This is a genomic window from Microcoleus sp. MON1_C5, assembly GCF_036701875.1.
Taxonomy (GTDB): Bacteria; Cyanobacteriota; Cyanobacteriia; order Cyanobacteriales; family Microcoleaceae; genus Microcoleus.
This window is the reverse complement of record NZ_JAUBRN010000018.1, coordinates 51,944-74,448: the sequence shown is the minus strand read 5'-3', so window position 1 is coordinate 74,448 and position 22,505 is coordinate 51,944. Positions and strand designations below refer to the sequence as shown.

13 protein-coding genes and 1 tRNA gene are annotated in these 22,505 nt (G+C 45.6%); 9 read left to right on the top strand and 5 right to left on the bottom strand.

The genetic code is table 11. The features are described from left to right. Positions 1 to 135 precede the first annotated feature (135 nt). The 5 genes from QUA71_RS11580 (at position 136) to QUA71_RS11560 (ending at position 9,013) form a co-directional block, all read left to right on the top strand. The gene (locus QUA71_RS11580; RefSeq protein ID WP_333285047.1) at positions 136 to 5,811 is read left to right on the top strand and encodes an AAA family ATPase; all 5,676 of its coding nucleotides are present in this window, start codon (positions 136 to 138) and stop codon (positions 5,809 to 5,811) included. A 118-nt stretch (positions 5,812 to 5,929) separates the two neighbouring features. Continuing rightward, entirely contained in the window at positions 5,930 to 6,136 is a 207-nt protein-coding gene (locus tag QUA71_RS11575) for a hypothetical protein (RefSeq protein ID WP_333285006.1), read from the top strand. A 233-nt stretch (positions 6,137 to 6,369) separates the two neighbouring features. Then, positions 6,370 to 7,314: a UV DNA damage repair endonuclease UvsE gene (gene uvsE / locus QUA71_RS11570; RefSeq protein ID WP_333285004.1), complete on the top strand. Its 945-nt coding sequence runs from the start codon at positions 6,370 to 6,372 to the stop codon at positions 7,312 to 7,314. 490 nt (positions 7,315 to 7,804) lie between these two features. Beyond that, entirely contained in the window at positions 7,805 to 8,476 is a 672-nt protein-coding gene (locus tag QUA71_RS11565; protein ID WP_333285002.1) for an SOS response-associated peptidase, read from the top strand. Between the two features lie 150 nt (positions 8,477 to 8,626). Further along, the gene (locus QUA71_RS11560; protein WP_333285000.1) at positions 8,627 to 9,013 is read left to right on the top strand and encodes a VOC family protein; all 387 of its coding nucleotides are present in this window, start codon (positions 8,627 to 8,629) and stop codon (positions 9,011 to 9,013) included. Between the two features lie 127 nt (positions 9,014 to 9,140). Here QUA71_RS11560 and QUA71_RS11555 read toward each other — a convergent pair whose 3' ends face one another. Continuing rightward, positions 9,141 to 9,758 carry a CP12 domain-containing protein gene (locus QUA71_RS11555; RefSeq protein ID WP_190661461.1) on the bottom strand — a complete coding sequence of 206 codons (618 nt, stop codon included), beginning with the start codon at positions 9,756 to 9,758 and terminating at the stop codon, positions 9,141 to 9,143. A 633-nt stretch (positions 9,759 to 10,391) separates the two neighbouring features. Between QUA71_RS11555 and glpX the strand changes: the two genes are divergently transcribed. From glpX to QUA71_RS11540, 3 genes are all read left to right on the top strand, one after another. After that, positions 10,392 to 11,429 (top strand): class II fructose-bisphosphatase, encoded by a 1,038-nt coding sequence (gene glpX, locus QUA71_RS11550; protein WP_006631470.1) that lies wholly within the window; start codon positions 10,392 to 10,394, stop codon positions 11,427 to 11,429. A gap of 145 nt (positions 11,430 to 11,574) precedes the next feature. Beyond that, positions 11,575 to 12,867 carry a glutamyl-tRNA reductase gene (locus tag QUA71_RS11545; RefSeq protein ID WP_333219229.1) on the top strand — a complete coding sequence of 431 codons (1,293 nt, stop codon included), beginning with the start codon at positions 11,575 to 11,577 and terminating at the stop codon, positions 12,865 to 12,867. Between the two features lie 237 nt (positions 12,868 to 13,104). Next, positions 13,105 to 16,113, top strand: a complete 3,009-nt coding sequence (locus tag QUA71_RS11540) for a UPF0182 family protein (RefSeq protein WP_333284998.1) — start codon at positions 13,105 to 13,107, stop codon at positions 16,111 to 16,113. Between the two features lie 640 nt (positions 16,114 to 16,753). Here QUA71_RS11540 and QUA71_RS11535 read toward each other — a convergent pair. From QUA71_RS11535 to QUA71_RS11520, 4 genes are all read right to left on the bottom strand, one after another. Further along, positions 16,754 to 17,029 (bottom strand): hypothetical protein, encoded by a 276-nt coding sequence (locus QUA71_RS11535; RefSeq protein WP_333284996.1) that lies wholly within the window; start codon positions 17,027 to 17,029, stop codon positions 16,754 to 16,756. A gap of 138 nt (positions 17,030 to 17,167) precedes the next feature. Continuing rightward, entirely contained in the window at positions 17,168 to 18,118 is a 951-nt protein-coding gene (locus QUA71_RS11530) for a PIN domain-containing protein (RefSeq protein WP_190661473.1), read from the bottom strand. Between the two features lie 244 nt (positions 18,119 to 18,362). Continuing rightward, complete coding sequence (locus QUA71_RS11525) at positions 18,363 to 19,991, bottom strand: site-2 protease family protein (protein WP_333284994.1); 1,629 nt, start codon at positions 19,989 to 19,991, stop codon at positions 18,363 to 18,365. Positions 19,992 to 20,335: 344 nt separating this feature from the next. Further along, positions 20,336 to 20,409: transfer RNA gene (locus QUA71_RS11520), tRNA-Arg, on the bottom strand. A gap of 940 nt (positions 20,410 to 21,349) precedes the next feature. Here QUA71_RS11520 and QUA71_RS11515 point away from each other — a divergent pair. Further along, positions 21,350 to 22,024 (top strand): Npun_F0813 family protein, encoded by a 675-nt coding sequence (locus QUA71_RS11515; RefSeq protein WP_333284992.1) that lies wholly within the window; start codon positions 21,350 to 21,352, stop codon positions 22,022 to 22,024. Positions 22,025 to 22,505 lie beyond the last annotated feature (481 nt).

Genomic DNA, 22,505 nt, shown 5'->3' with positions numbered 1-22,505 from the left:
CAAACTCAGACAAAAAGACCGATCGCCCAACCGATACAGCCCAGACAGTTCAACTTTTCAGAAAACTTGTCTCGCAGCGATTTCGACACTTTCTTACAGGAGCCTGTTGATGATAAAATAGTTGAAGCAGCTAATATGACCGAACCCTTAATTACTTTTAAAACTTCCCGAGAAGAATCAAATATAGAACAAACAAAGTTGGCTCAGACTTACTGCTCGATGGCCGATGAAAGTCAAAAAAATCTGAATCATACAAATTTGAATGAGCATAATTTCCACATTGCCCCACTGACAAAAAATGACTTGAATGGAGTGATTAAACCGATGGTACAAAATTCAGCAGATTTACTGAAACAACTCACCGCACTAGAAGAGGTTTTTTCTCAACAGGAAGCACGGCTGTCAGAGGCGAGTCGAAAGTTGCGAGACCCTGGTATACCTATATATCAAAAGCTGATTCAAGAACTTGACGAGTCCCGGAAAAATTTTATTCAGCTTCGCGACAAGGTGCTAAAACTGGCTGAAGATTTGGCAGTATCGCCAACGCTGACAACTGAGGAAATTGGTTCTTTAGCAGAGATTAAGTCTGTACTTGAGCGTGTGGATTGGGCCGAGAAGCAAAAAAGTGCGCTCGCTCTTGTCCGCGACTCTGCTTTGAGGGTTCTGGATCGAGTTTTAGCGATCACCCATCGAGTAGAGAGCAATTTTCAGTCATTGCTGGAATGTCAGGAAAAAGCCCGCGAACTTCAACGCACCATCTCCGAATCCCAGGAGTCTGACTTGCATCCCGACACCCAATTATTGGCTGACGGCAATCATCCCTTCTCAAAACTGCTAACACTAATTGCAGAATGGGAAGAAGCAGATGACGAGCGTTTGGATTCCTTACATGATGCCGTATCTGAATCATTTGGAAGAACTCTGGCGATGGCAGCAGTGAGAGGAAAACTGATTATTGAGGCGGAAGCAAGATCAGATTTACCTGTTATTTATACTAACAAAGAGTTAGATAAAACTTCCTTAGTTGAGGAAGCGGAACCTGAAACTGTTTCTCTTGTCGAACCACCTCCCGCAGCAGAGTTGAGCGCGGTCTTGATAGAGGATGTGCTCCCGCAGCCAACCACTGAAAATATCTCAGATATTCCACCAACTGAAGCGCCAACCGCAACTCAGATAAATCATCAAAATTCGGAAAATAAGCAAGGAAAAGAAGTTGACAAGCAGGGGAATAAAAAAATAGAAGAAAAACAGTCTCTCTACAGCTTCTCGCCCAATGACACCGCTCAACAAATCGCTCAATCCATCTTGGACGACCCCGATCGAGAACGCCCAGCAGTTTTGCGCGACTTAGTTTGGCGACTGATTCTTGAAGAAAAACTCAGCCTTGCGTTTCATTTAGCTCGCTGCTTTGAAAAACAATACTCCAACTTTGAACAGCACCTGCCACCGCAGTTAATTCGAGCTGTATTGCTAGGACAAAACCTGCGCTATGACGTAGGATATGGAAAACTTGCAAATCTGCTTAAAGATGACTTCACCAGTTACACCGCCAGCTATTCATTACCAGACAAAAGTGAATGGAATCAAGCTGCAAGCTTGCTCTTGGCCGCAGCAGCAATGCGACCGTCTTTACTAGCGCCAAATACTGGTGCGAAGCACCTTCTCCAGCAACTTCACTTCGGTAAAGCGGGACTTGCAAAACTGTACGATTATTGCCAAATTATCGCCAAACACGGCGATCGGCAGCGGGCGCTGGATATCACAGCCATCAAGAAAGCTCAAGACCAGGCTGACATACAAAAATCTTTAGACGAACTGCATCAAAAAATCGAAACTTGGTGGTCTCAAGCACAGAAAAAAGATATGATTTACCCGCCGGCGAAGAAGGTTTGGCAGGATTGGTTGAAGCCGGACGAACTGATTCACTCTTTACTATTTCCTGTACTTGAAAGCGATTTGAGTAAACTTTCAGCACTCAAGCAGAAAGTCAATCGATTGTCTGACGAATCCCAGATAGACTCTGAAGTTGAGAAGACCGATCGTAAAATTCGCCGCAGTCGCAGTGACGCCATGATGGGGAAAGCCGTGATTCAGTTTCGCGATCGCGTTCGTGAACCTGTTGATTTAGTGCGAAAGTGGATTGAGATTCAGGAATCGTGCTTAGATCGAAAAGACAATTATCTTCAGAAAGAAGCCAAACAGTTAAAACAAGATATTGAGAAGCTTCAAGATACTGTTCTCAAGGAATTGGATACCTTTGAGGCGACCCAACCTCCAGTGTTTATTTTAGCTGGTATCGCCTGTTGCCGAAAAGCTGTGGAAGACATCGGCAATATCTTCGATCCAGATACCGACTTGCCAACGGCAGAACCTTACCTAAAACATATCCTGCACGCGGATCTGTTAAGAATGCCATCTATCCCTATTAACGATGCCTGGGAACTGGATATCGCTAATGCAGAAGCGGGTATAGATGGAATTTTGGAGTTAGTCAAAAATGACATTTGGGATTGGCAACAAGCATTCGATCAGCAGAGTTTTGTCTGTAGTTCAAAAGCGGTCGGGAATCACGAGGCTACGGCGCAAATCATCGAATACCTAGAACACAACCCCGAACCAACATTAGACCTCGCTCAGCTAAAGGACAAACGAAATAATCGGATTGAAGAGTGCCAAGTAATTTTGCAAGAGCAAGTCGATACTACTAGCAAACAGCTCGAAAATGCCGTAGCTTTTGGTTTGCTAAGAGAAACAGATAGAACTGCTTATGCAGCACAGATTGAAAGCATTAAAAATGCTCTGGAAACTACCAGGCTGTTTTCCGAAAAGATTGAGCAGCTTCGCGCGATCGGTGAAGCAATTAGCGCCAAGCGTCAGGAACAGATCGATCGAGTTTCGGAGCAATTAGAGAGTCTTCAGCAAACAGGTATAGCAGATGCCGATCGTACCAGAATTTGTAGTGTATTGGAGCAAGGCGATATCCTGACGGCTAATGAATATATATCTATGCTGCAAAAAGGGCGCTCGCTTCCTGAACCAGAGGAAAAGAGAGATGCTTTTAAAGACTTCTTCGAGCATGATAAGTATACTGCGATCGAAAAAGTGCTTCAGGATTACAAAAAGCAAGAGCTAATTGCAGACATTTCCAAAGGAAAAAATATCGCCAAAATCCAGATGCCGCAGGGAGCCCAAGCCAAAAAAGCTGCTGAAATGCTCGACGCTTGGTTGGCAGCCAAGGGAAGGAATCAAGCCACAGAGAAAGATGCTCATCAAATTCTCAGCAACCTCGGTTTTAACCTAAAATCTCTTACATTTAAAAAATCAGGACAATATACCTGGATTGACGTTAATGCCGAGCCGATATTTGACCAAAATCGCTGTCCTGTGTCTGCCTATGGTTCAGCCGCCAACGGTCATTACCGGATTCTTTGCCTATGGGATATACCAAACGAACAGGATATCCTGAATGCGGTTGGAGAAACTGCTCTGGGCGCTCCAGTATTCGTCTTTTATTTTCGGCGAATGACCGTAAAGAAACGCCGAGATTTGGCTGATTTGTGTCGGCAGCGTCGGAGCACTTTCATTGTTATAGATGATGTGCTGATGCTCTACCTTTGCGGAGAACAAAAAACACGCCTACCTGTCTTGTTTGACTGTACCTTACCATTTACTTACCTAGAACCTTATAAAACCGCAGCAGGAGAGGTTCCGCCTGAGATGTTTTACGGGCGAGAACGAGAACGAAAATCCATAATCGATCCAGAAGGTTCTTGTTTAATTTATGGAGGGCGCCAGTTAGGTAAAACGGTTTTGCTTAAGTATGTACACCGGACTTTTCACGCAACCGACGCGGGAAGGAACGCCCTATTTTTGGATATCAAAGAAATTGGGCGCAAGCAACTATTAGATAAGATTTGGCATCTACTAAACGAAGAATTGGATAAATTGCAAATTCCAAATACCACCCGGCGCAATTCCGTCCGCGAAAGCAGCTTGCAGCGGATTAAAAGTTGGCTGGAATTAGACAAGCAGCGGCGCTTTTTGCTGTTGTTGGATGAGGCAGATAATTTCCTGGAAGCCGATGGTAAGGAGGATTTCCCGCGCTGCGATGAGTTCAGAAAATTAATGACGGAAACTAACCGACGTTTTAAGGTAGTCTTTGCCGGATTGCACAACGTTCTGAGAACCACTAGACAAGCAAACCATCCGCTGGCTCACTTTGGCGCGCCCATCTGCATTGGGCCCCTGCTGAATAATGGTGAAATGCGGGCGGCAACAGCTTTGGTTAAACGTCCGCTGGCTAGTCTTGGCTATCGTTTTCAACCGGAAGATTTAATTCCGCGCATTCTTTGGCAGACCAACTATTATCCGAGCTTGATTCAACTCTATTGCGAGCAGTTACTCAAGCACATTACTAACCCAGATGTCCCTACTTTCGATCCTAAGATTAGTCCGCCTTACGTGATTACTTCTCGCCATGTAGAAGAAGCTTATCAAAGTCAAGACCTTCGCAATAATATTCGTGATCGCTTTAAGTTGACACTGGGACTCGATCCGCGTTACGAAGTAATTGCCTACTCGATTGCTGATGGTTCTCAGGAGAATGAAACAGGCATGGAGGATGGATTTTCTGTATCTTGGATTTGCGAGCAAGTCTTGTCTTGGTGGTCTGAAGGATTCGCGGGAAGGTCATCGGAAGATGAAATTCTTGCTTTACTAGAAGAAATGGTCGGATTAGGAGTTTTACGAGAAACCAATCCAGGTTACTTCACTCTGAGAAGTTCTAATTTAGCCTTGCTTATGGGTACGCAACCAGAAATTGAAGCAGAACTTCTGAGACCGCGTGAAGCTCCACCTGAATACGAACCTGCTACTTTTCGGTCTCCTCTTCGCATCGGAAATCGAGCTGATTTCAGGCGAAGTCCTTTAACTGTTCAACAGGAATCTCAACTTCAAATCCCCAATAACTGCGTCTCCATTCTATTTGGCTGTCAAGCCGCAGGACTTGACGATTTGAAGGTGTTTCTGAAATCAGCATTTAGTCAGGATATTTTCCCGTTCTACTATTTAGAAAACTTCTCAGATAGAGCTGATTTCAGCCAGCGTTTGACAGAAATTAGTAACCGTCGCAAGAAAGATACCACGACGCTCGTTGTTGTATCGTCCACCACGCCTTGGAGTAAGGATTGGGTTGATGAGGCAATTAAGAAAATCAAAAGATTGAAGAAGGAAGACTCGTTTATCCAGCTTGTTTTTGTCGCCGCTCCTCAGAAGGCTTGGCAGTTAGTCGATCGTAATTCCACAAGTTTTGATTCTTTTAAGGAACTGAGATATTTCAGTCTCAAACCTTGGCACGATGCCGCCCTGCGACATTGGTTGGAAGATGCTAAGTTGCCCAGGGAAAAAGAAGTTATGAATAAGATTACGGAAGTGACAGGGAATTGGTCAAACCTGCTGCAAGAATTCTATCAATTTTCTCAAGATAATCCTCATTGCTGGCAAGATTCCTTGGGGGAACTGAAGCATCAATTTAATAACTCTGACAAATTAATTAATTCAATGGGCTTTGACGGTTGCGAACCTCAAAGAAAACTGGTGATGAGAACTTTGGCCCAATGGGGAGAAGCAGCAGCGATTGAGGAATTAATTGAGGTTCTTGATGATGTATCCCCTGAAATTGTCAAGCAGACTCTCAGATGGGCGGAGCTCCTCAGTCTTGTGTCGCATTTAGGAAATCAGAAGCAAGACGGTAAGGATTACTGGCAGATTGACCCTGTAGTTGGTCGTCTGCTCGAATCTATGGCAGAGTAATACAAACTTTCTGCTGTGCGATGTACTTAAGCAGATCTCTGACTTAAGATAGGCGATCGCCCGCAGCAGCTAAGTCTAAGCTAGAAATTGTTCCATAAATCTAATTGAGGAAAAAAAGATGAGTAGCGGTCACGCCAGCCATAAAGGGTCTTCCACAAAACCCAATACCAACACTAACGGTCAAATTACATCCCCTGCGGACCAACCCGCTGACCCGCTAAATCAAGAAACATCCGGTTATCCGTTCCATAACGAAGCAATCGAAAATCCTGTTGCCACCGCGCGGCCCGGTGAAGAGGCTGAGTCTGGGGAAGAACAGCAATAGTTATATCGATTAAATTGGCATCGATATGCTATCTGCGACGCGGTTGATTAGAGGTTGGATAAAAATTAGGTTTGTACTAATTACATCTTGCACTTCCATAGTCCGCCAGGTAGTTAAATCTCTGGCGGACTATTCGGGCAGGTTCAGTAGTACCTCACAGCTTCAGAGCAAAGGACTAAAGTTCTTACGACAAAACTATTTAACCTAAAATTTAAGTTAGGAATTATTGCTAAATGAGCGGGATTAACCAAGTATTGGAACAGGAAAAATTGCCGGAATTGGGGCTAGTCTGCATTACAACATCGGATGCAGTTCGCTTTCGCACTGTCACCCGAAAGCGACTTTTACAGCTTTCGGAAGCTGAACAAGAAAAAGTATTGCGCGAGTTGTATGCAGACAACTTAAAACGGCTTGACAAAGCGATCGACTTCTGTTCCGTTAATCACATTAAGCTCTACCGCATGACTTCTGCACTGTTCCCTTTTGCAGATACAGATTTGGGGGAAGCAGTGCTACACTCCATGACTGAGGAATTGCGGAATACGGGCGATCGGGCCATTTCGCTCAACATCCGTTTGGTACTCCACCCCGATCAATTTGTCGTGCTCAGTTCCGACAAGCCTGATGTCGTTGCAAACAGCATTAAAATTCTCGCGACTCATGCTTTAATTTTAGATATGTTGGGACAGCCCCGATCGCCCCAGGCACTGATGAACATTCACGGCGGCAAGAGCGATCGCACTTCGCAGCTCAAGTCAGTCATCCGCGATTTACCCGAATCAATTCGATCGCGCTTAACCTTTGAAAATGACGAATACGCTTACAGTTCCTCGGAAATTTTAGAAGTTTGTCTCGATACCGGCGTACCAATGGTTTTTGACGCCCACCACCACGTCATTCACGAACATTTAGAAACTTACGATGATCCCAGCGTTGCCGAAATGCTCGCAGCAGCCCGCACAACTTGGTCTGTTCCTGAATGGCAATTAGTACACATATCAAATGGCAGAGAATTTTTTGCCGATCCGCGCCACAGCGATTTAATTACAGAAATGCCTAATTGCTATTATCAGGCTCCTTGGATTGAAGTAGAAGCTAAATTCAAAGAATTAGCTATTGAAAAGTTGCGCGCCGAATGGTTGTCTGCGAATGTTCCACAATTGAGCACTGTCTCGTAGGGACGGGTTTTACCAACAATAATTGCCTAAAACCCATCATCTCGAAAACCCGCCCCCACCCAACGGTAAATCCAAAGAACAGGCAAGATGCCTGTTCCACAAAGAATGAATTTTATTGTGGGGTGGGTGTCCCGCCCGCCCGGTTTAGCCCGACAGTCCGAGAGGGGTTTGTAACCCATATCTCATAGCTAAAGTCCTCTAAAATAGGACTAAAATAGATAGATATTGAGATCGTATTTCCAGTCGGTTTTAACTTACATCTTGCACCATTGTCAAGAACAGGCAAGATGCCTGTTCCACAATAAAATTCATCTCTTGTGAAACAGGCATCTTGCCTGTTCCTAAACAAGTAATTAAGAATGTTGCAATATCTCAGTTTTAACCGACTTTAGCGTTGAGGCAGGGGTTTAAACCCCTGCCAGAATGCCGGATTACCCAACTGTAGAACGGCCGGAATCGGTAAAAACCGCGTTAATACCAACTATAAATTATGTGCGGACGATACACTTTAACTACTTCAGGTCAAATCATCGCCGAATTCTTCAAACTGTCGGAAGTTCCCGACATCCAACCGCGATACAATATCGCCCCAACTCAATCAGTGGCGACAGTCACAGCTTCTCCAAAGCAAATGCAGCGACAGTTTCAATTTATGCGCTGGGGTTTGATTCCAAGTTGGGCAAAAGACATGAAAATGGGCAGCAAGATGATCAATGCGCGATCGGAAACTGTAGCCGAAAAACCTGCTTTTCGCAGCGCGATCAAGCACAGGCGATGTTTGATAGTCGCTGACGGTTTCTACGAATGGCAACAGCAGGGAAAGAACAAACAGCCTTACTATTTTCAAAAGGCAGACGGCGAACCTTTTGCTTTTGCCGGTTTGTGGGAAAATTGGGAATCTCCTGAAAAAGAAAACATTGTATCTTGCAGTATAATTACTACCGCTGCTAACGAAACAGTGGAGCCGATGCACGATCGAATGCCAGTGATTCTCCCCGACAGCGATTGGGAACAGTGGCTAGATCCTTCTGTTAAAAATGCTCAGGAAGTTTTGCCCCTGTTAAAGCCCTATGCTTCCGAAGCCATGAAAGCAAAGGCGGTAAGTGTGATCGTCAACAGTCCAAGTAGAGACAGTCCCGAGTGTATTAGCGATCGGCAATAAATCATTGGATCGGACAAAACCGAGATAGTTTGAGTTAGGATCTAAAATGATGTTTGAGCTGTAGCTTTGGTTTGCTAAGGCTCAGTTTAACTCAGTTGTTATTTGCTCAAACATTTTTTTAATCTTAACATCAGTTAGAAGACAAAAAATATGATCGGATACGTTACACTCGGTACCAACGATATTGAAAGTGCAGCAAAGTTTTATGATGCTTTGCTTGCTGAAATTGGCGCTCGACGATTCATGGAATTAGACCAATTTATCGCATGGAGTGTTTCTCCCGGTCGACCAGCACTTGCTATTGCAAAACCATTTGATGGTAACAGAGCAACTGTTGGCAATGGAGTAATGATAGCTCTTCAAGTTGACAGTCCAGAAAAAGTCAACTTAGTTTATAACAAAGCGATCGAACTTGGGGCTAAGGATGAAGGACCAGCAGGACCAAGAGGCGTGTTGCCGGGGTTTTATGCGGGATATTTTCGGGATCTTGATGGTAACAAGCTGAACGTGTTTTGTATGATGGGGCAAAACACTTAAGATTTTGATTTTTCGGGAGGCTTGCATAAAACAAGCAACTTCCGCGTGTTAGGTATTAGTTATCAATTCCTAAATAAGAGTTGATAACTAATAACTAATAACTAATGACTAATGACTAATAACTAAATTAACTCTCGTACATCCGGGCTTCAGCCGCCTCGGGATTTTCCTCGCAATACTCGTCAAAAGCCGTTTTCTCAAGCTTCAGCGATCGCTGGTGAGAAGCCTCAGCCTGCATTTCCTCTACAATATCCCACGCTACCGCGCACTCTCTAGAAGTAGCGCCTTTCTCGGCACAGATAGTTCTGGCATCCGCGATCGCCTGTTCGATTTCTTCCTCAAATAAAACACTTTTCGGCTTCTCGACAAAATCGCTTTTTGTCAAGATATCCGTTACCGAAATAATGCCCAGCAGTTTGTCTTTAATCACCGGAGCTCGGCGGATTCGGGTATTGGCGAACAACCTCGCCACGTATTCCACGCCCAAGTCTGGATTCACCGTGATGCACGGTTTGGTCATAATCTCGAAGACGCGGACTTTCTGGGGGTCTACTCCGTAGGCTGTTACTTTGTAAACAATATCCGTTTCCGTGACAATGCCGTAGGCGTCTTGCTCGTGGCGGCGTTCCACAATTAAAGCGCGCAAACACAGTTCGTTCATCATCGCCACTGCTTCAGCTACAGTTGCCGAACCGCGAATGGTGACAACTTCTGTGGTCATAATATCTTGGGCTTTCATCATCATTTTTTATTGCTTCCTGCTTATAAAGTCTAGTGCGTCCCGATTTGGGGCTGTCCATTTGATTTGCGATCATCATTAGGACTTACCCTCAGAAACCCGATTTCTACTGAGATGTTCCACCATTATCAATAACCCTTCTATGGGCGGGCTCTCCTGCCCAACCCCTACTCCCCACAAGAAAATGCAGTTGTTGTGGAACAGGCATCTTGCCTGTTCTTGACAATGGTGCAACAGATGAGTTTCTACCCAAATGTTGGGTTTAGGAACGATAAATCCGGTCAGTAACCGGGTTTCTGAGAAATCGTGCGATCGCAAACTAATCATAAAACCTTTAACGCCACTCGGGCTGACAAGTTGCCTGAAACAGCCGATCGCTCCCCCGGAACCTCCGGAGTCCGCGAGTTCCCGCTTGCATAGGGGCCAGCGTGCGATCGATCGAGCTATAGTGAAGCATTCGGGCGATCGATCTTTGAGCTGGTTGAACCCAGATTTTCCAGCCCCAGTCTCAAAGAAGCAAAAGTTAACACAAACTAAGCAACTGCTTGCGCTCGCACAGATCCCCGCCTCTGATAAACTTGATTGCTGGGAGTGCAAAAGAGCACAAGGCACGCATCAGCAGTTGGGAGGATCTAGTTCGTGGACAATGTAATCGGTTTAGAGATTATCGAAGTAGTTGAGCAGGCAGCCATCGCCTCCGCTCGCTTGATGGGCAAAGGCGAGAAAGATGAAGCCGACAGAGTGGCTGTAGAAGCCATGCGGGAGCGCATGAACAAAATTCATATGCGCGGTCGCATCGTGATCGGCGAAGGCGAACGCGATGACGCACCCATGCTTTACATCGGCGAACAAGTAGGTATTTGTACCCGCGAAGATGCCAAAGATGTCTGCAACCTAGATGAATTGATCGAAATTGACATCGCTGTTGACCCCTGCGAAGGTACTAACCTCGTGGCTTACGGTCAAAACGGTTCGATGGCAGTTTTGGCAATCTCTGAAAAAGGTGGTTTGTTTGCGGCACCGGATTTCTACATGAACAAATTGGCTGCTCCTGCGGCTGCTAAGAATCATGTAGATATTCGCAAAACGCCAACCCAAAACCTCAAAATTATCTCTGATTGTCTCGGCCGCAGTATTGAAGATTTGGTGGTGGTGGTCATGGATCGCCCCCGACACAAAGATTTAATTAATGAAATTCGGCAAGCGGGTGCAAGAGTTCGGCTGATCAGCGACGGCGACGTTTCGGCAGCGATTTCTTGCGCGTTTTCTGGTTCCAACATCCACGCACTTATGGGTATTGGCGCAGCACCGGAAGGTGTGATTTCCGCAGCAGCAATGCGCTGCTTGGGCGGTCACTTCCAAGGGCAGTTAATTTACGATCCGGCTGTTGTAAAAACTGGTTTGATCGGTGAAAGCAAAGAGAGCAATATCGCCCGCCTGAACGAGATGGGCATCACAGACCCAGACAAGATTTACAATGCTGAAGAGTTGGCATCTGGAGAAACAGTTCTGTTTGCAGCTTGCGGGATTACTCCTGGAACGCTGATGGATGGAGTTCGCTTCTTTGGCGGCGGCGCTCGCACTGAAAGTTTGGTAATTTCTTCTCAGTCGAAAACTGCTCGGTTTGTGGATACAATCCATATGTTTGACCAGCCGAAATCTTTGCAATTGAATTAGTGATTAGTTAGTGGTTAACAGTTAAATGTTAACAATTAACAGTTAACGGTTAACAGTCACCGATGATTAGCAATTAGCGATAAACTAAGAACTAATAACAGGTGACTGTTAACAACTAAGAAAGAAATAGTGACAAATCACAGATATGAATATTGCAGTCGTAGGTCTCAGCCACAAAACAGCGCCGGTAGAAGTTCGCGAAAAACTGAGCATTCCAGAACAGAAAGTTGAAGCGGCGATCGCCCAATTGCGCGGCTACCCGCACATTCAAGAGGTTGCTATTCTCAGCACTTGCAACCGCTTAGAGATTTATATTGTTACCAGCGAGTCGGAACCGGGTGTGCGAGAGGTTATTCAGTTCCTTTCAGAATGCAGTAAAGTTCCTTTGCAGTCTTTGCGCCCTCACCTGTTTATTTTGCTGCACGAAGATGCCGTGATGCACTTGATGCGAGTGGCTTCTGGTCTCGACAGTTTGGTGCTCGGAGAAGGACAAATTTTGGCTCAGGTGAAACAAACTCACAAACTCGCCCAGCAGTACAAAGGTGTAGGCAGAATTTTAGAGCGCTTGTTCAAGCAAGCTCTCACAGCAGGGAAGCGAGTTCGCACGGAAACTAGCATCGGTACCGGTGCAGTTTCTATCAGTTCGGCGGCTGCAGAATTGGCTCAAATGAAGGGTCAGCATTTAGCAAGCAGCAAAATTGCGATTATCGGTGCTGGCAAAATGTCGCGGCTTTTGGTACAGCATTTGCTCTCAAAAGGAGCTAGCCATATTTCGATCGTTAACCGCTCTGTGCGTGGCGCCCTGGAGTTGGCCGGTCAGTTTAAAGATGCTGAACTGCACCTGTATCAGCTCTCGGAAATGATGCAGGTAATTGCCAGTTCTGACTTGGTTTTTACCAGTACGGCAGCTACCGAGCCACTGTTAAATAAAGCTAAATTGGAATCGGTTTTAGACCCGAATCGCCCTTTGATGTTGGTGGATATTTCTGTACCGCGCAACATTGATTCGGATGCGAACGAACTCGCTAATGTGCGATCGTTTAATGTGGACGACTTGAAAGCAGTGGTAGCTCAAAATCACGAAAGTCGCCGCAAAATGGCAATGGAAGCTCAGGGCTTGCTGGAACAGGAAGTAGAGGCTTTCGATCTCTGGTGGCGCAGTCTGGAAACAGTTCCTACTATTAGCTGTTTGCGGGATAAGATAGAATTGATTCGGGAACAAGAGTTAGAAAAAGCTTTATCACGTCTGGGTGCGGAATTTTCGGAGAAACATCAAGATGTGATTGAATCTTTAACCAGGGGGATTGTGAATAAGATTTTGCACGATCCGATGGTACAGTTGCGCGCTCAGCAAGATATTGAGGCGCGGCGGCAAGCGATGCAAACTTTGCAAACACTGTTTAATTTGGATGTGGATGTCAATCAGCAGTACAGCTAGTTTGTCATTAGTCATTGGTCATTAGTCATTAGTCAGTTGACAGGAAAGCAGTTGGCAGTTGACAGGAAAGCAGGAGTCAGATTATGTCCGGTCAATTACCATGAATAAAAATGCCTCCAACTCTTGCGGAAAAAGCATCGTTCGGGAGGGGCAATGGCTTGAACCTGATATTAGTTATTATTCAACCAATAACTAATGACTAATAACTAATGACTAATAACTAATGACTAATAACTAATGACTAATAGGCGAATTTATCAAATAATCCTACTGATTGTAGGGCTGTGGCTGGTTTTGGAGTTGGCCTCCCGCATTGCGGCAGAAATTCTCTGGTTTCAGGAAGTTGGATATCTTCAGGTTTTTCTGTTAAAGCTGAAAACTCAAGGGTTGCTGGGGGTAATTCCCACTGCCATTTCTGTTGTTTTTTTGATGGGAAATTTAGCCTTAGCCCGCCGCCTGCAACATCCCGCAGAGGAAATGAAATCGCCGGTTGCGGGGGCGCTATTCGCTTCACTGAGGGCGAACAAAACCGGGAAGAATTACGAATTACCTGTTGCTAAATCCCAAATTACCTTTTCCGGGCTGCTGTTAGCGGTATTCGGATTGAGTTCGATCGCAACTTTGACACTAATTCACTGCGGGCTGTTAGCTGCAAGCAGTATCGCCTATTTCGGTATAGCTGACAATTTACCTCTACCGCCCCTGCAGTTGGGAATTGAGTCAATCCAGCATGGGGCGGTGCAGCTATTTTCTCGCTGGTGGCAGTTGGGCTTGCTGCTGGGGACAATGTTAGCTGTGGTAATTAAGCCTGATTTTTGGCTGCGGGCGATCGCTTTTTTTCTCAGTTTGGCGATCGGGCTTATTTTCGCCAGTCGCTGGACAAATGTTTTGCAATATTTTCACCCTATTAATTTTAACACAACCGACCCTCTTTTCAATCAAAATATTAGCTTTTATGTATTTATTTTGCCAATCTTAGATTTGCTAGGATTCGGGCTGACAGTTGTATTTTTGTACAGTTTAGTATCTTGTGCTTTAACATATTTGCTGTCAGGAAATAGCCTGAGCCAAGGGATATTTTTGGGGTTTTCTCGATCGCAGCAGCGGCACTTGTACGGGTTGGGTGCAGCTTTAATGCTAGCCGTTGCATTCCGCTACTGGTTGGGGCGCTACGCATTGCTGTATTCGCGGGGAGACGTTACTTACGGGGCGAATTATGCTGACGTGACGGTGCGGCTGCCCTGCTATGGATTTTTGAGTATTTTGGCGGGGGCGATCGCACTTTTGATGCTGTGCCAGGTTTACCAACTCAAAATTAAAAATGAACTCATAAAAAAGATTACTTTAGCGTGGATAACTTTAAGTTTATTGGGAACTTTGCTAATGCCAACACTTGTGCAGCAACTCCTAGTTAAACCCAACGAACTAGCACGAGAAAAGCCGTACCTCAAGCGCAGCATTGCCTTTACTCAAGAAGCCTTTGACCTCAAAGAAATTGAAATAAAAACTTTCGATCCCGCAGGGAAACTTACTTATGCAGACTTAGAAAAAAATAAACTTACTATTAGCAACATCCGGCTGTGGGACAAGCTGCCGCTGCTGCAAACCAACCGACAGTTACAGCAAATTAGACCTTATTATACATTTCCTGATGCCGATATCGAGCGCTACACAATCAAAAATGAAAAAGCAAAAAAGGGAGATTCTGAAAGCCAACAAGTCTTTCTGGCAGCGCGGGAATTAGATTACACAGCAGTTGCCCCCGAAGCTCAAACTTGGGTGAACGAACACCTGGTTTACACTCACGGTTACGGCTTTACTCTTTCTCCGGTAAATACAGTCGGTGTCGGCGGTTTACCCGATTATTTTGTCAAAGATATTGGAGTGGCAGCCCAGAAAGGAGAGACTGCTTTAGAAGTAACGAGCGATCGAATTCGCGCCAGTATTCCGATAGGCTACCCGCGAATTTACTACGGCGAAGTAACTGATACAGACGCGATGGCGCCCACAAAAGTCAAAGAATTCGACTATCCCAGCGGCGAAGACAATGTTTACAATACTTACAGCGGTAGGGGCGGAATTGCGATGGGTTCTATGTGGCGGCGCTGGCTGTTTGCTAATTATCTCAAAAATTGGCAAATGGCGCTGACGCGCAATTTTACCCCAGAAACTAAATTGCTGTACCGCCGAAATATTAACAAAAGAGTCCGGGCTATTGCTCCTTTTTTACGCTACGATTCCGACCCGTATTTAGTAGTAGCAAACGCCAATCTTAGCAATGAAGATATAGAAAAAGAAAAAGATGAAAATGGCAACGAGATTAAACCTTCAGCCTCGGTCACTGATAAATCTCCCAACTATCTTTACTGGATTATCGATGCCTATACAGCGAGCGATCGCTATCCGTATTCTGACCCGGGAAATCATGAGTTTAACTACATCCGCAACTCCGTTAAAGTAGTAATTGATGCCTACAACGGGTCTGTTGACTTCTACGTTGCCTATCCCTCCGATCCGATTATTAACAGTTGGATTGCTATCTTTCCCGGACTTTTCAAACCCCTTGACAAAATGCCTCCGGCTCTCCGCAAACATATCAGATATCCAGTAGATTTGTTGAGCATTCAATCCGAACGTTTGCTAACTTATCATATGGATGACCCGCAAGTGTTTTACAATCGGGAGGATTTGTGGCGAGTTCCCAATGAAATTTATGGCAGCGAACAGCAGCCCGTAGCACCGTATTATTTGATTATGAAGCTGCCAACTGAAAAAGCCGAAGAATTTATTTTGCTGCTTCCATTTACACCAGTAAGTCGCAACAATTTAATTGCTTGGATTGCAGGGCGATCGGATGGTAGCGAGTACGGAAAATTGCTGCTGTATTTATTCCCCAAACAGCGATTAGTTTACGGCCCGGAACAAATAGAAGCTTTAATTAACCAAGATCCGGTTATTTCCGAACAAATCTCTCTCTGGAATCGCCAAGGTTCCAAAGCAATTCAAGGAAACTTATTAGTAATTCCCATTGAACAATCTTTACTGTATGTGGAACCTCTTTACTTAGAAGCCGAGCGCAATAGTTTGCCCACTTTAGTCAGAGTTATTGCGGTCTACGAAAACCGGATCGTCATTGCAGAAAATCTCGACTTGGCACTCAAGGCACTTTTTCAGCAACAATCTACTAATAAACCCGCAATTATTCGACCTGTAGAAGGAACTGAACCAGCTTTAAAGAATCAATGAGCTGCAAAGAACGCTCTTGACGCACAGAGAAGAGACAGCGAAAAGATAAGATAAAGAGAGAAATTTATTGAGGTTTATGGATCGGAGGCGATTTACATCTGCGTGTTTAACTATGACATTTATCATGTAAATTACTGCGATTTCTGTTCGCTAGCACTTTTGACATCCTGCCACCAAACATCGGCATAGGGCCACATCAATGTCTCATCTCCTCCAAAATCTAGTTTCACTGTCACCTCATAACGGTCAATATGCGTGATCTCGCCAGTTTTGCCATTCAACTACAATTGTTTGGGATTGTCGGCGAGAATTTATACCCTTTGATTCCACAGCGGCAGCATCGGGGTAGAAGAACCCTGAAACGAATTTTTGCCTTAGATCGCATAGCTGCAAATCAAAAATAATTACATTGAAGCTAGGAAAAATACCGTACATAAACCCACAGCTAGCAGTGTTTTTTGTTGCAAAAAATTGGTATGAACGCTCGCGATTCCTAGGATGATAGTTACGAAAAATAAAAGACTTGCCACTAACAGCCCATCTCGCATAAACTTGCTACCAAAAAACCTCAGGGCTATCTCAAAACCAAATAATGCAGCTACCCAATTCCACCCAGCTAGCAACGATGCAGATATAGTAGTCAATTCATTGCTACAGTAAGGGCGATCGCCATTGCTATTGCCCCAACTGCTGCTGCATAATCGTACTGTCTGAAGGGAAGAAGAACAAAAAAGACTAAAGCATAAGCAAAACCCGCAACAGCCTGTGCTAATCCACTAATGATGGCGTTCCAGTTCAGCATGGCGATGGATTTTTGGAGCGGTAAAGTGAAGCGTTCATCTTCTGTTCTGATAGTAGCCGTTGAAAACCCCCAGGGGACTAAGGCCAGGAACTCTAACCGTAGGGTGCGCCACAAGCAGCTTACCGCTATATTTAGGGGAGGGAACCGATTTGTTAACCAAGCGTGCTATCACAGTTTCCGAAGGTGCAAGATTAAGGATGATCGAAGACACCAGTCAGCCGGATCTGAAGGGAGAATTTTCAGATAACCAGATTATTTAGGGTCGATCGACTTAACAAATTGTTGCACAGGCTGTGGTAGAGCCGGCACAAAAGTCTTTCTAAAACCCCTAACATCGAACACTCGCCACAAAATACCTACCGCTACCGTTAAGAAAAATAACGCTCCCAAAAAATTGAACACAGTAGACAGAAAACCGCTGTTCCTTTTTTTCGGAGGTGTAATATGTTTCATGCGATATACAGCCGGCTCGTAATCTCTCGACTCCTCGCGACTGCGCCGCGGCGTTTTGGGGCGCGAACTCGCACTGCGCTTCTCAGTCAAACCCGTTTTATTAGTTTTAGTAAAACTGCTAGCCGACTTCAATTCAGAAGCGCCGCGGGTTCCCGTTAACTGGCTAGCAGAAGCCCCCGTTTTGCCTACAGCAGCATCCTGAATTCTGCTGTTAGGGCGCTGAGTCGATTTGCGTTCTGCGAGGGTACGCATCAAACTTTGCAATTGCTGAGTCGCCGCCGGCGGGCGTTCTCCTTTCCTCGCCCAATTTAACAGCATCGCCCCGGTAATCCCGCAGAGATTCGTAGCGCCTACAGAAGCCAGCCGCTTCAGCAGAGGCTGGCTGTTGGAAACAAAAATCACCAATGCCTCCGGGTGTTCCTGAGCCAAACCGTAAACGCACTGAGCCGTGGCCACCACGAGCATTGCTGGCTTGCTTTGATTTTTGATCGAAGGTTCGAGAGCTCGGTGTGTTTCCTGAGCGTCAGTTGCAATCCAGCCACTGTCGGCAAAAAATCGCATAAACTCTCTAGCTACTTGCTCTTGAGCTTTTTCTACCGCTTGCCCTGTCAGACGATCTATTTCGTCGTACACTACTTCCGGGATATAGCAAGTTCCCACCTTGGCATATTCTTGCCACACTTGGGTTCTGCCAGTCATTAAAACATCTGCATCAAAAGTTACCAATACAGGAGGAAGTTGATTAGCCATGACTTTATCCTAGAGGCTCAGATAAGTTATTTAAACTTAATCGCTCAAGTTTAAACAAATTTTGGGTTATAAAAAAATCAACTTTTGGTAGTAGATAAATTGCCCTGGGCGCGGGTCTTAATTGGAAATTAGTAGTTAGGAACCAGCTCGCCCTTCAGTTCCCCTGTTCGATCGCTCAATTCCTCGTCGATTCCACTAATTTACCGCAACCCAAGAGCCTATTACCAGAGATGCCCGACTACTGTTAGTTCCCGATTCCCAGACGGCCAGCCATTGCCGGAGTCAACGGCAACAGCGCAGCAATCATCAAGAACAAAGCTAGCAAACCCAAAGCCGCGCGAGCGTCGTCAGGCTCAGTCAGCTCGTTGAGGCTCGGCCGCTCCAGATTTCGCTGTAAAATCAGAATCACGATCGCCCAATACAGAGCCAAAGGATTAACTAAAGAAACGATGGCCAGCACCACAAAAGTCGCCAAAGTAGTGCGACTGGCTATTTTCCGACCGTAGATTGCTTGCACGATTCTACCCCCGTCCAACTGTCCCGCCGGCATCAAATTAATCGCCGTTATTACCAAGCCCAACCAACCGATAACTACCAGCGGGTGAACGTCAACAATCTGCTGCTGCAACGCCGAACCCAAAACCACTTTTGCCAAAGTTCCCACCAAAACCGATCCCTTGAAAAATTCTGCGGGAATTTGAAACAAACTGCCGGGGTGAGACAGCAGCAAACCCGTTACCAGCATTAGCAGAGAAACTATTCCCCCAGCCGCTGACCCGGCAAAAGCTATGTCAAACAAAACTTTACGGTTGGGCAGCAGCGACTCAAAACGGTCGAGCGCTCCAAAACAACCTATCTGCAAAGTTGGTATAAAAAACGGCCAACTCAAGCGAACCTTGTACCGATTTGCCAGCACTCGGCGGGCAATTTCCCCAGAGCCTAAAACCGCCCAAATTCCGGCTGCAATTGGCAGAACTTCTAGATATCTAGCCGGCGAGTTAAAGAAATCGAAACCTAGCAGCAAACCGCCTGTCTCTAAGCTAGTAGCAATTGTTGCCAGCAGCAGCACGACTGCTAGGATTTTTTGAGACACGGTTGTTGGCTGCGGGTCGTTGGTGCTGGGCAAGATAATAACTACGGGCTTGTCGTCCTGATTTTCTACTAAAAATAGGCGGTAGCGATCGTTTAATTTTTCTTCCAAACTGGCCGTCAAACGTGAGTGTACTTGTTCTGGGTCTCCCCGGAGATTGCCTTTGAGAATTACCCCATCTTGATAGGGAATCGTTTCTGTGGCAAAGAAAGTATCAATTCCAAAGATGCCTTTAATTGCCTTCAGGTCTTCAACTGGAACGGGAATTATTTCTGATTCCTTATTCGCAGGCGAGGATGTCACGATTTTAATGGTTTCTGGGCATGGTGTTCCCTGCGAGTCAGGAGCGGAGAAAGCATCGCTTTGAGACTTTACCTCAGCAGCATCCGGGCGCGGGAGCACTGTATCCGATGCAGCCTTACGCAATTGCCGGCCCAGATAAATGTACAATCCCGTGGATGCCACGAGCAGCAACAATACCGCCACTAGATTGAGGTAAATTCCGGCGGCGAACAAACCAAAGAACAGCAGCCAGGGACTCATCAGCGCAACAGACTGCAACCAAGCCAAAATTCCCAGTTTGCCAAAAGGTCTGGCGCGATAAAATCCCCAACCCAGAATTCCCATAGCAACCAATACGAGCGCAATTGTTGCCGTATTTTCCGATGCAACTATAGGCATTCCGGTTGCTTGCGCCAATAGGGGCTTTAATCGGTCGATCGCGCTGCGGTCGAGTAATAGCATTAAATTTTGGGGAATATGAAATAGAGTTGTTGGGAACATATCCAAACCTATCGGAAACTAGCCTGATTACTAAGGATAACCCCTGAGGGCTACTCGGCCCACAACCTGCTGCTGGTGCTGTTTGAACATCGCAGGAGCTAGGCTATTGACACAATAGACTTTTTATGATACCACATCGGCTGGGGCAAACCTCTACTCAGAAGGGTAGTAGTGTCGATCGCCCAGAAGCAGGCAGATTCGCCCAGCTTGGCAGGCGGGGCTTTTTTAAGGATTTGTTTCGGATTCGGGCATCGGAAACAAATCCGAAGCAAATAATATCTCAGCCCCTCTTTCCTTGGCGGTAAAAAAGTGCTGAAACCCTTGATATCATTGAATTTGTGTAACGGGTACGGCAGGACTTGAACCTGCGGCTCGCTGCTTAGAAGGCAGCTACTCTATCCAACTGAGTTACGCACCCAACTCAAAAATCGCTAACAAAATTATTGTATCGGTGTAGTGTGCGATCGAGCAAGTAAATTATGTGATGACTTACGCACAAAGCGCTTTGATGTACAAAAATATGGCGTGCAGCGCGATGGTTCGGGAAAAAAAACCAAGGTTATGAGAGTGTCTGTGCCTCCAAGAGTGTATCTGACAAAAGCTGGAGCGACTCACCTGCAAACAGCACAATTGTAAATTTACAATCAAAACTAGGTAGGACGTGAACTCGGGTAAAGTATTTAGAGGTCGAGGTGAAACCCAACTATTTGGTCGATCGGATCTCTCTCCCAATTAAGACGGAACCCAGACAGCACAAGAGTCACAGGTGCTTTTTCCCAGATTTCTATTGGTTATGTTAACATCCCCTAGTGGCAAAGCCTAAAACGCTGACCGCATTATCTAAAAACCAGAGCTCGTTCCCTGATTTTAGGTAGGAGTTGAGACAGAATGACTAATTGGCTGATGTTTAGTTATGTTTGCTAACATTCTGCTCGACTTGATATTTAATAAAAATGTGGTAGAACTAGATTGAAAGACTCAGGTGAAAATCCCTGATGGTACGGAGCCTCTATATAAGCTTCCTCTACGGCATCAAAGCAAAACAGTCAATCGCCCGCTCGGCACGAGCGCGAAAATCAAGCGTTGCCAGTACAGCAGTCGTAAATTGTGCGCGGGGGATTTTCCTTCGTGCATTGATTTATACGCCAAGGCTGAGAGACAATCTCAGCTTAGATATTTGTTAGCATTTGTTAGCAAAAAAGTATCGGAACGCTTGAGGAGAGAACCATCTCTGGGTGATCGGGAGCAATCCTGCTAATTTAAGTGGACTCGCTGAATCAAGAATCCCTTCGCCTTTAGGCATCGGGAGTGTCAAAAGCACAGCACCTCGGCCATGACAGGAGTCAAATCGCAGTGTCATGTTTATTCTGAAACGGCAGGATGTTGAAATAACCAATTATCAACACCCAAAACGGGATCAACAAATTCCCATTCTCAATTATCAGGGGCAGACTTTTCGCCTGATCAGCGCCTTCAACGGCAAGCAAGCAGAAGACGCCAGAGCCTTGTGGCGGGACTTAACCGACAACCGAGGCAAAGCCTGTGTTCTGCTAGAAGAGCCGGATAGATATAGCGTCTGGGGAAAAGTCCGTTTAGATCAGCTTGCCGGTGAAGAACCGGCAGGTAATGAAGCAGCCAAAGCACCGCTGTTCGCGCAGGGTTGTCTGCTGCTGCTCCAAGCTGTTTACTTCGATGTAGAAGACCTCTTAGGCGCAAGGCAAGCCACATCGTTTCAGAAAGATATCGCCAAGGTATTTCAGCAGGGAAACTTCCCCCAGGCAGACTCCCCTGATGCGATCAAAAATTGGCTAACCGTTAGTCCCTTGCAAAATCACAAGGTTCCTGCTTGGCAAGAGCAGCATCTCAAGACCTTATTGCAAGAACTCCACCGTTTGGGGAAATCATATTTTGGCAATACGGACTTCGCTGAGGGAGTCAGCGATGTGCTGCAAGATATGCCAGCCCAGGATCGGACTCAGTTTCTAGATTGGCTGAAACAATCAGCCCTCAACAAATTGTGGATCGCAGGATAGAAAATCTTTGACAATTGCTCAGACAATTGGACTGAGATAATTTAGCTTAGATAATTGCACTGTAGGGGGTAGGGGATATACAGGTTGGATTGCCAACTTGTATTGATCGACCAAATTGTTGATTCCGTTTGGATGCCACCTATGGTCTGGCAATTTAACTAAGTGTCGATCGCAGTCCCCACCCAGAATTATTGATATGAGTGGGGGAGTGTGAAAGCAAAAAAAACAGATACCTCAACCTTTGATGGTAGAATTTCAGAGATAGATTGGGTACTGTAAAAACCTTAAGGGTGGAGACATATACCGTATTTCTATCATTATATTTCCGGGTACAAGATCGACTAACGACTAATTTATTGAATTAGTAAATAGATATTATTCTTGCTTAGTCTTTCTAGAGTGTACGAGGGCAAAAGCCCCGACGACACACTGAGGACGCCAGTTATTCCGGAAGCGTCAGATCGAGGTTTTTTAAGGTTTT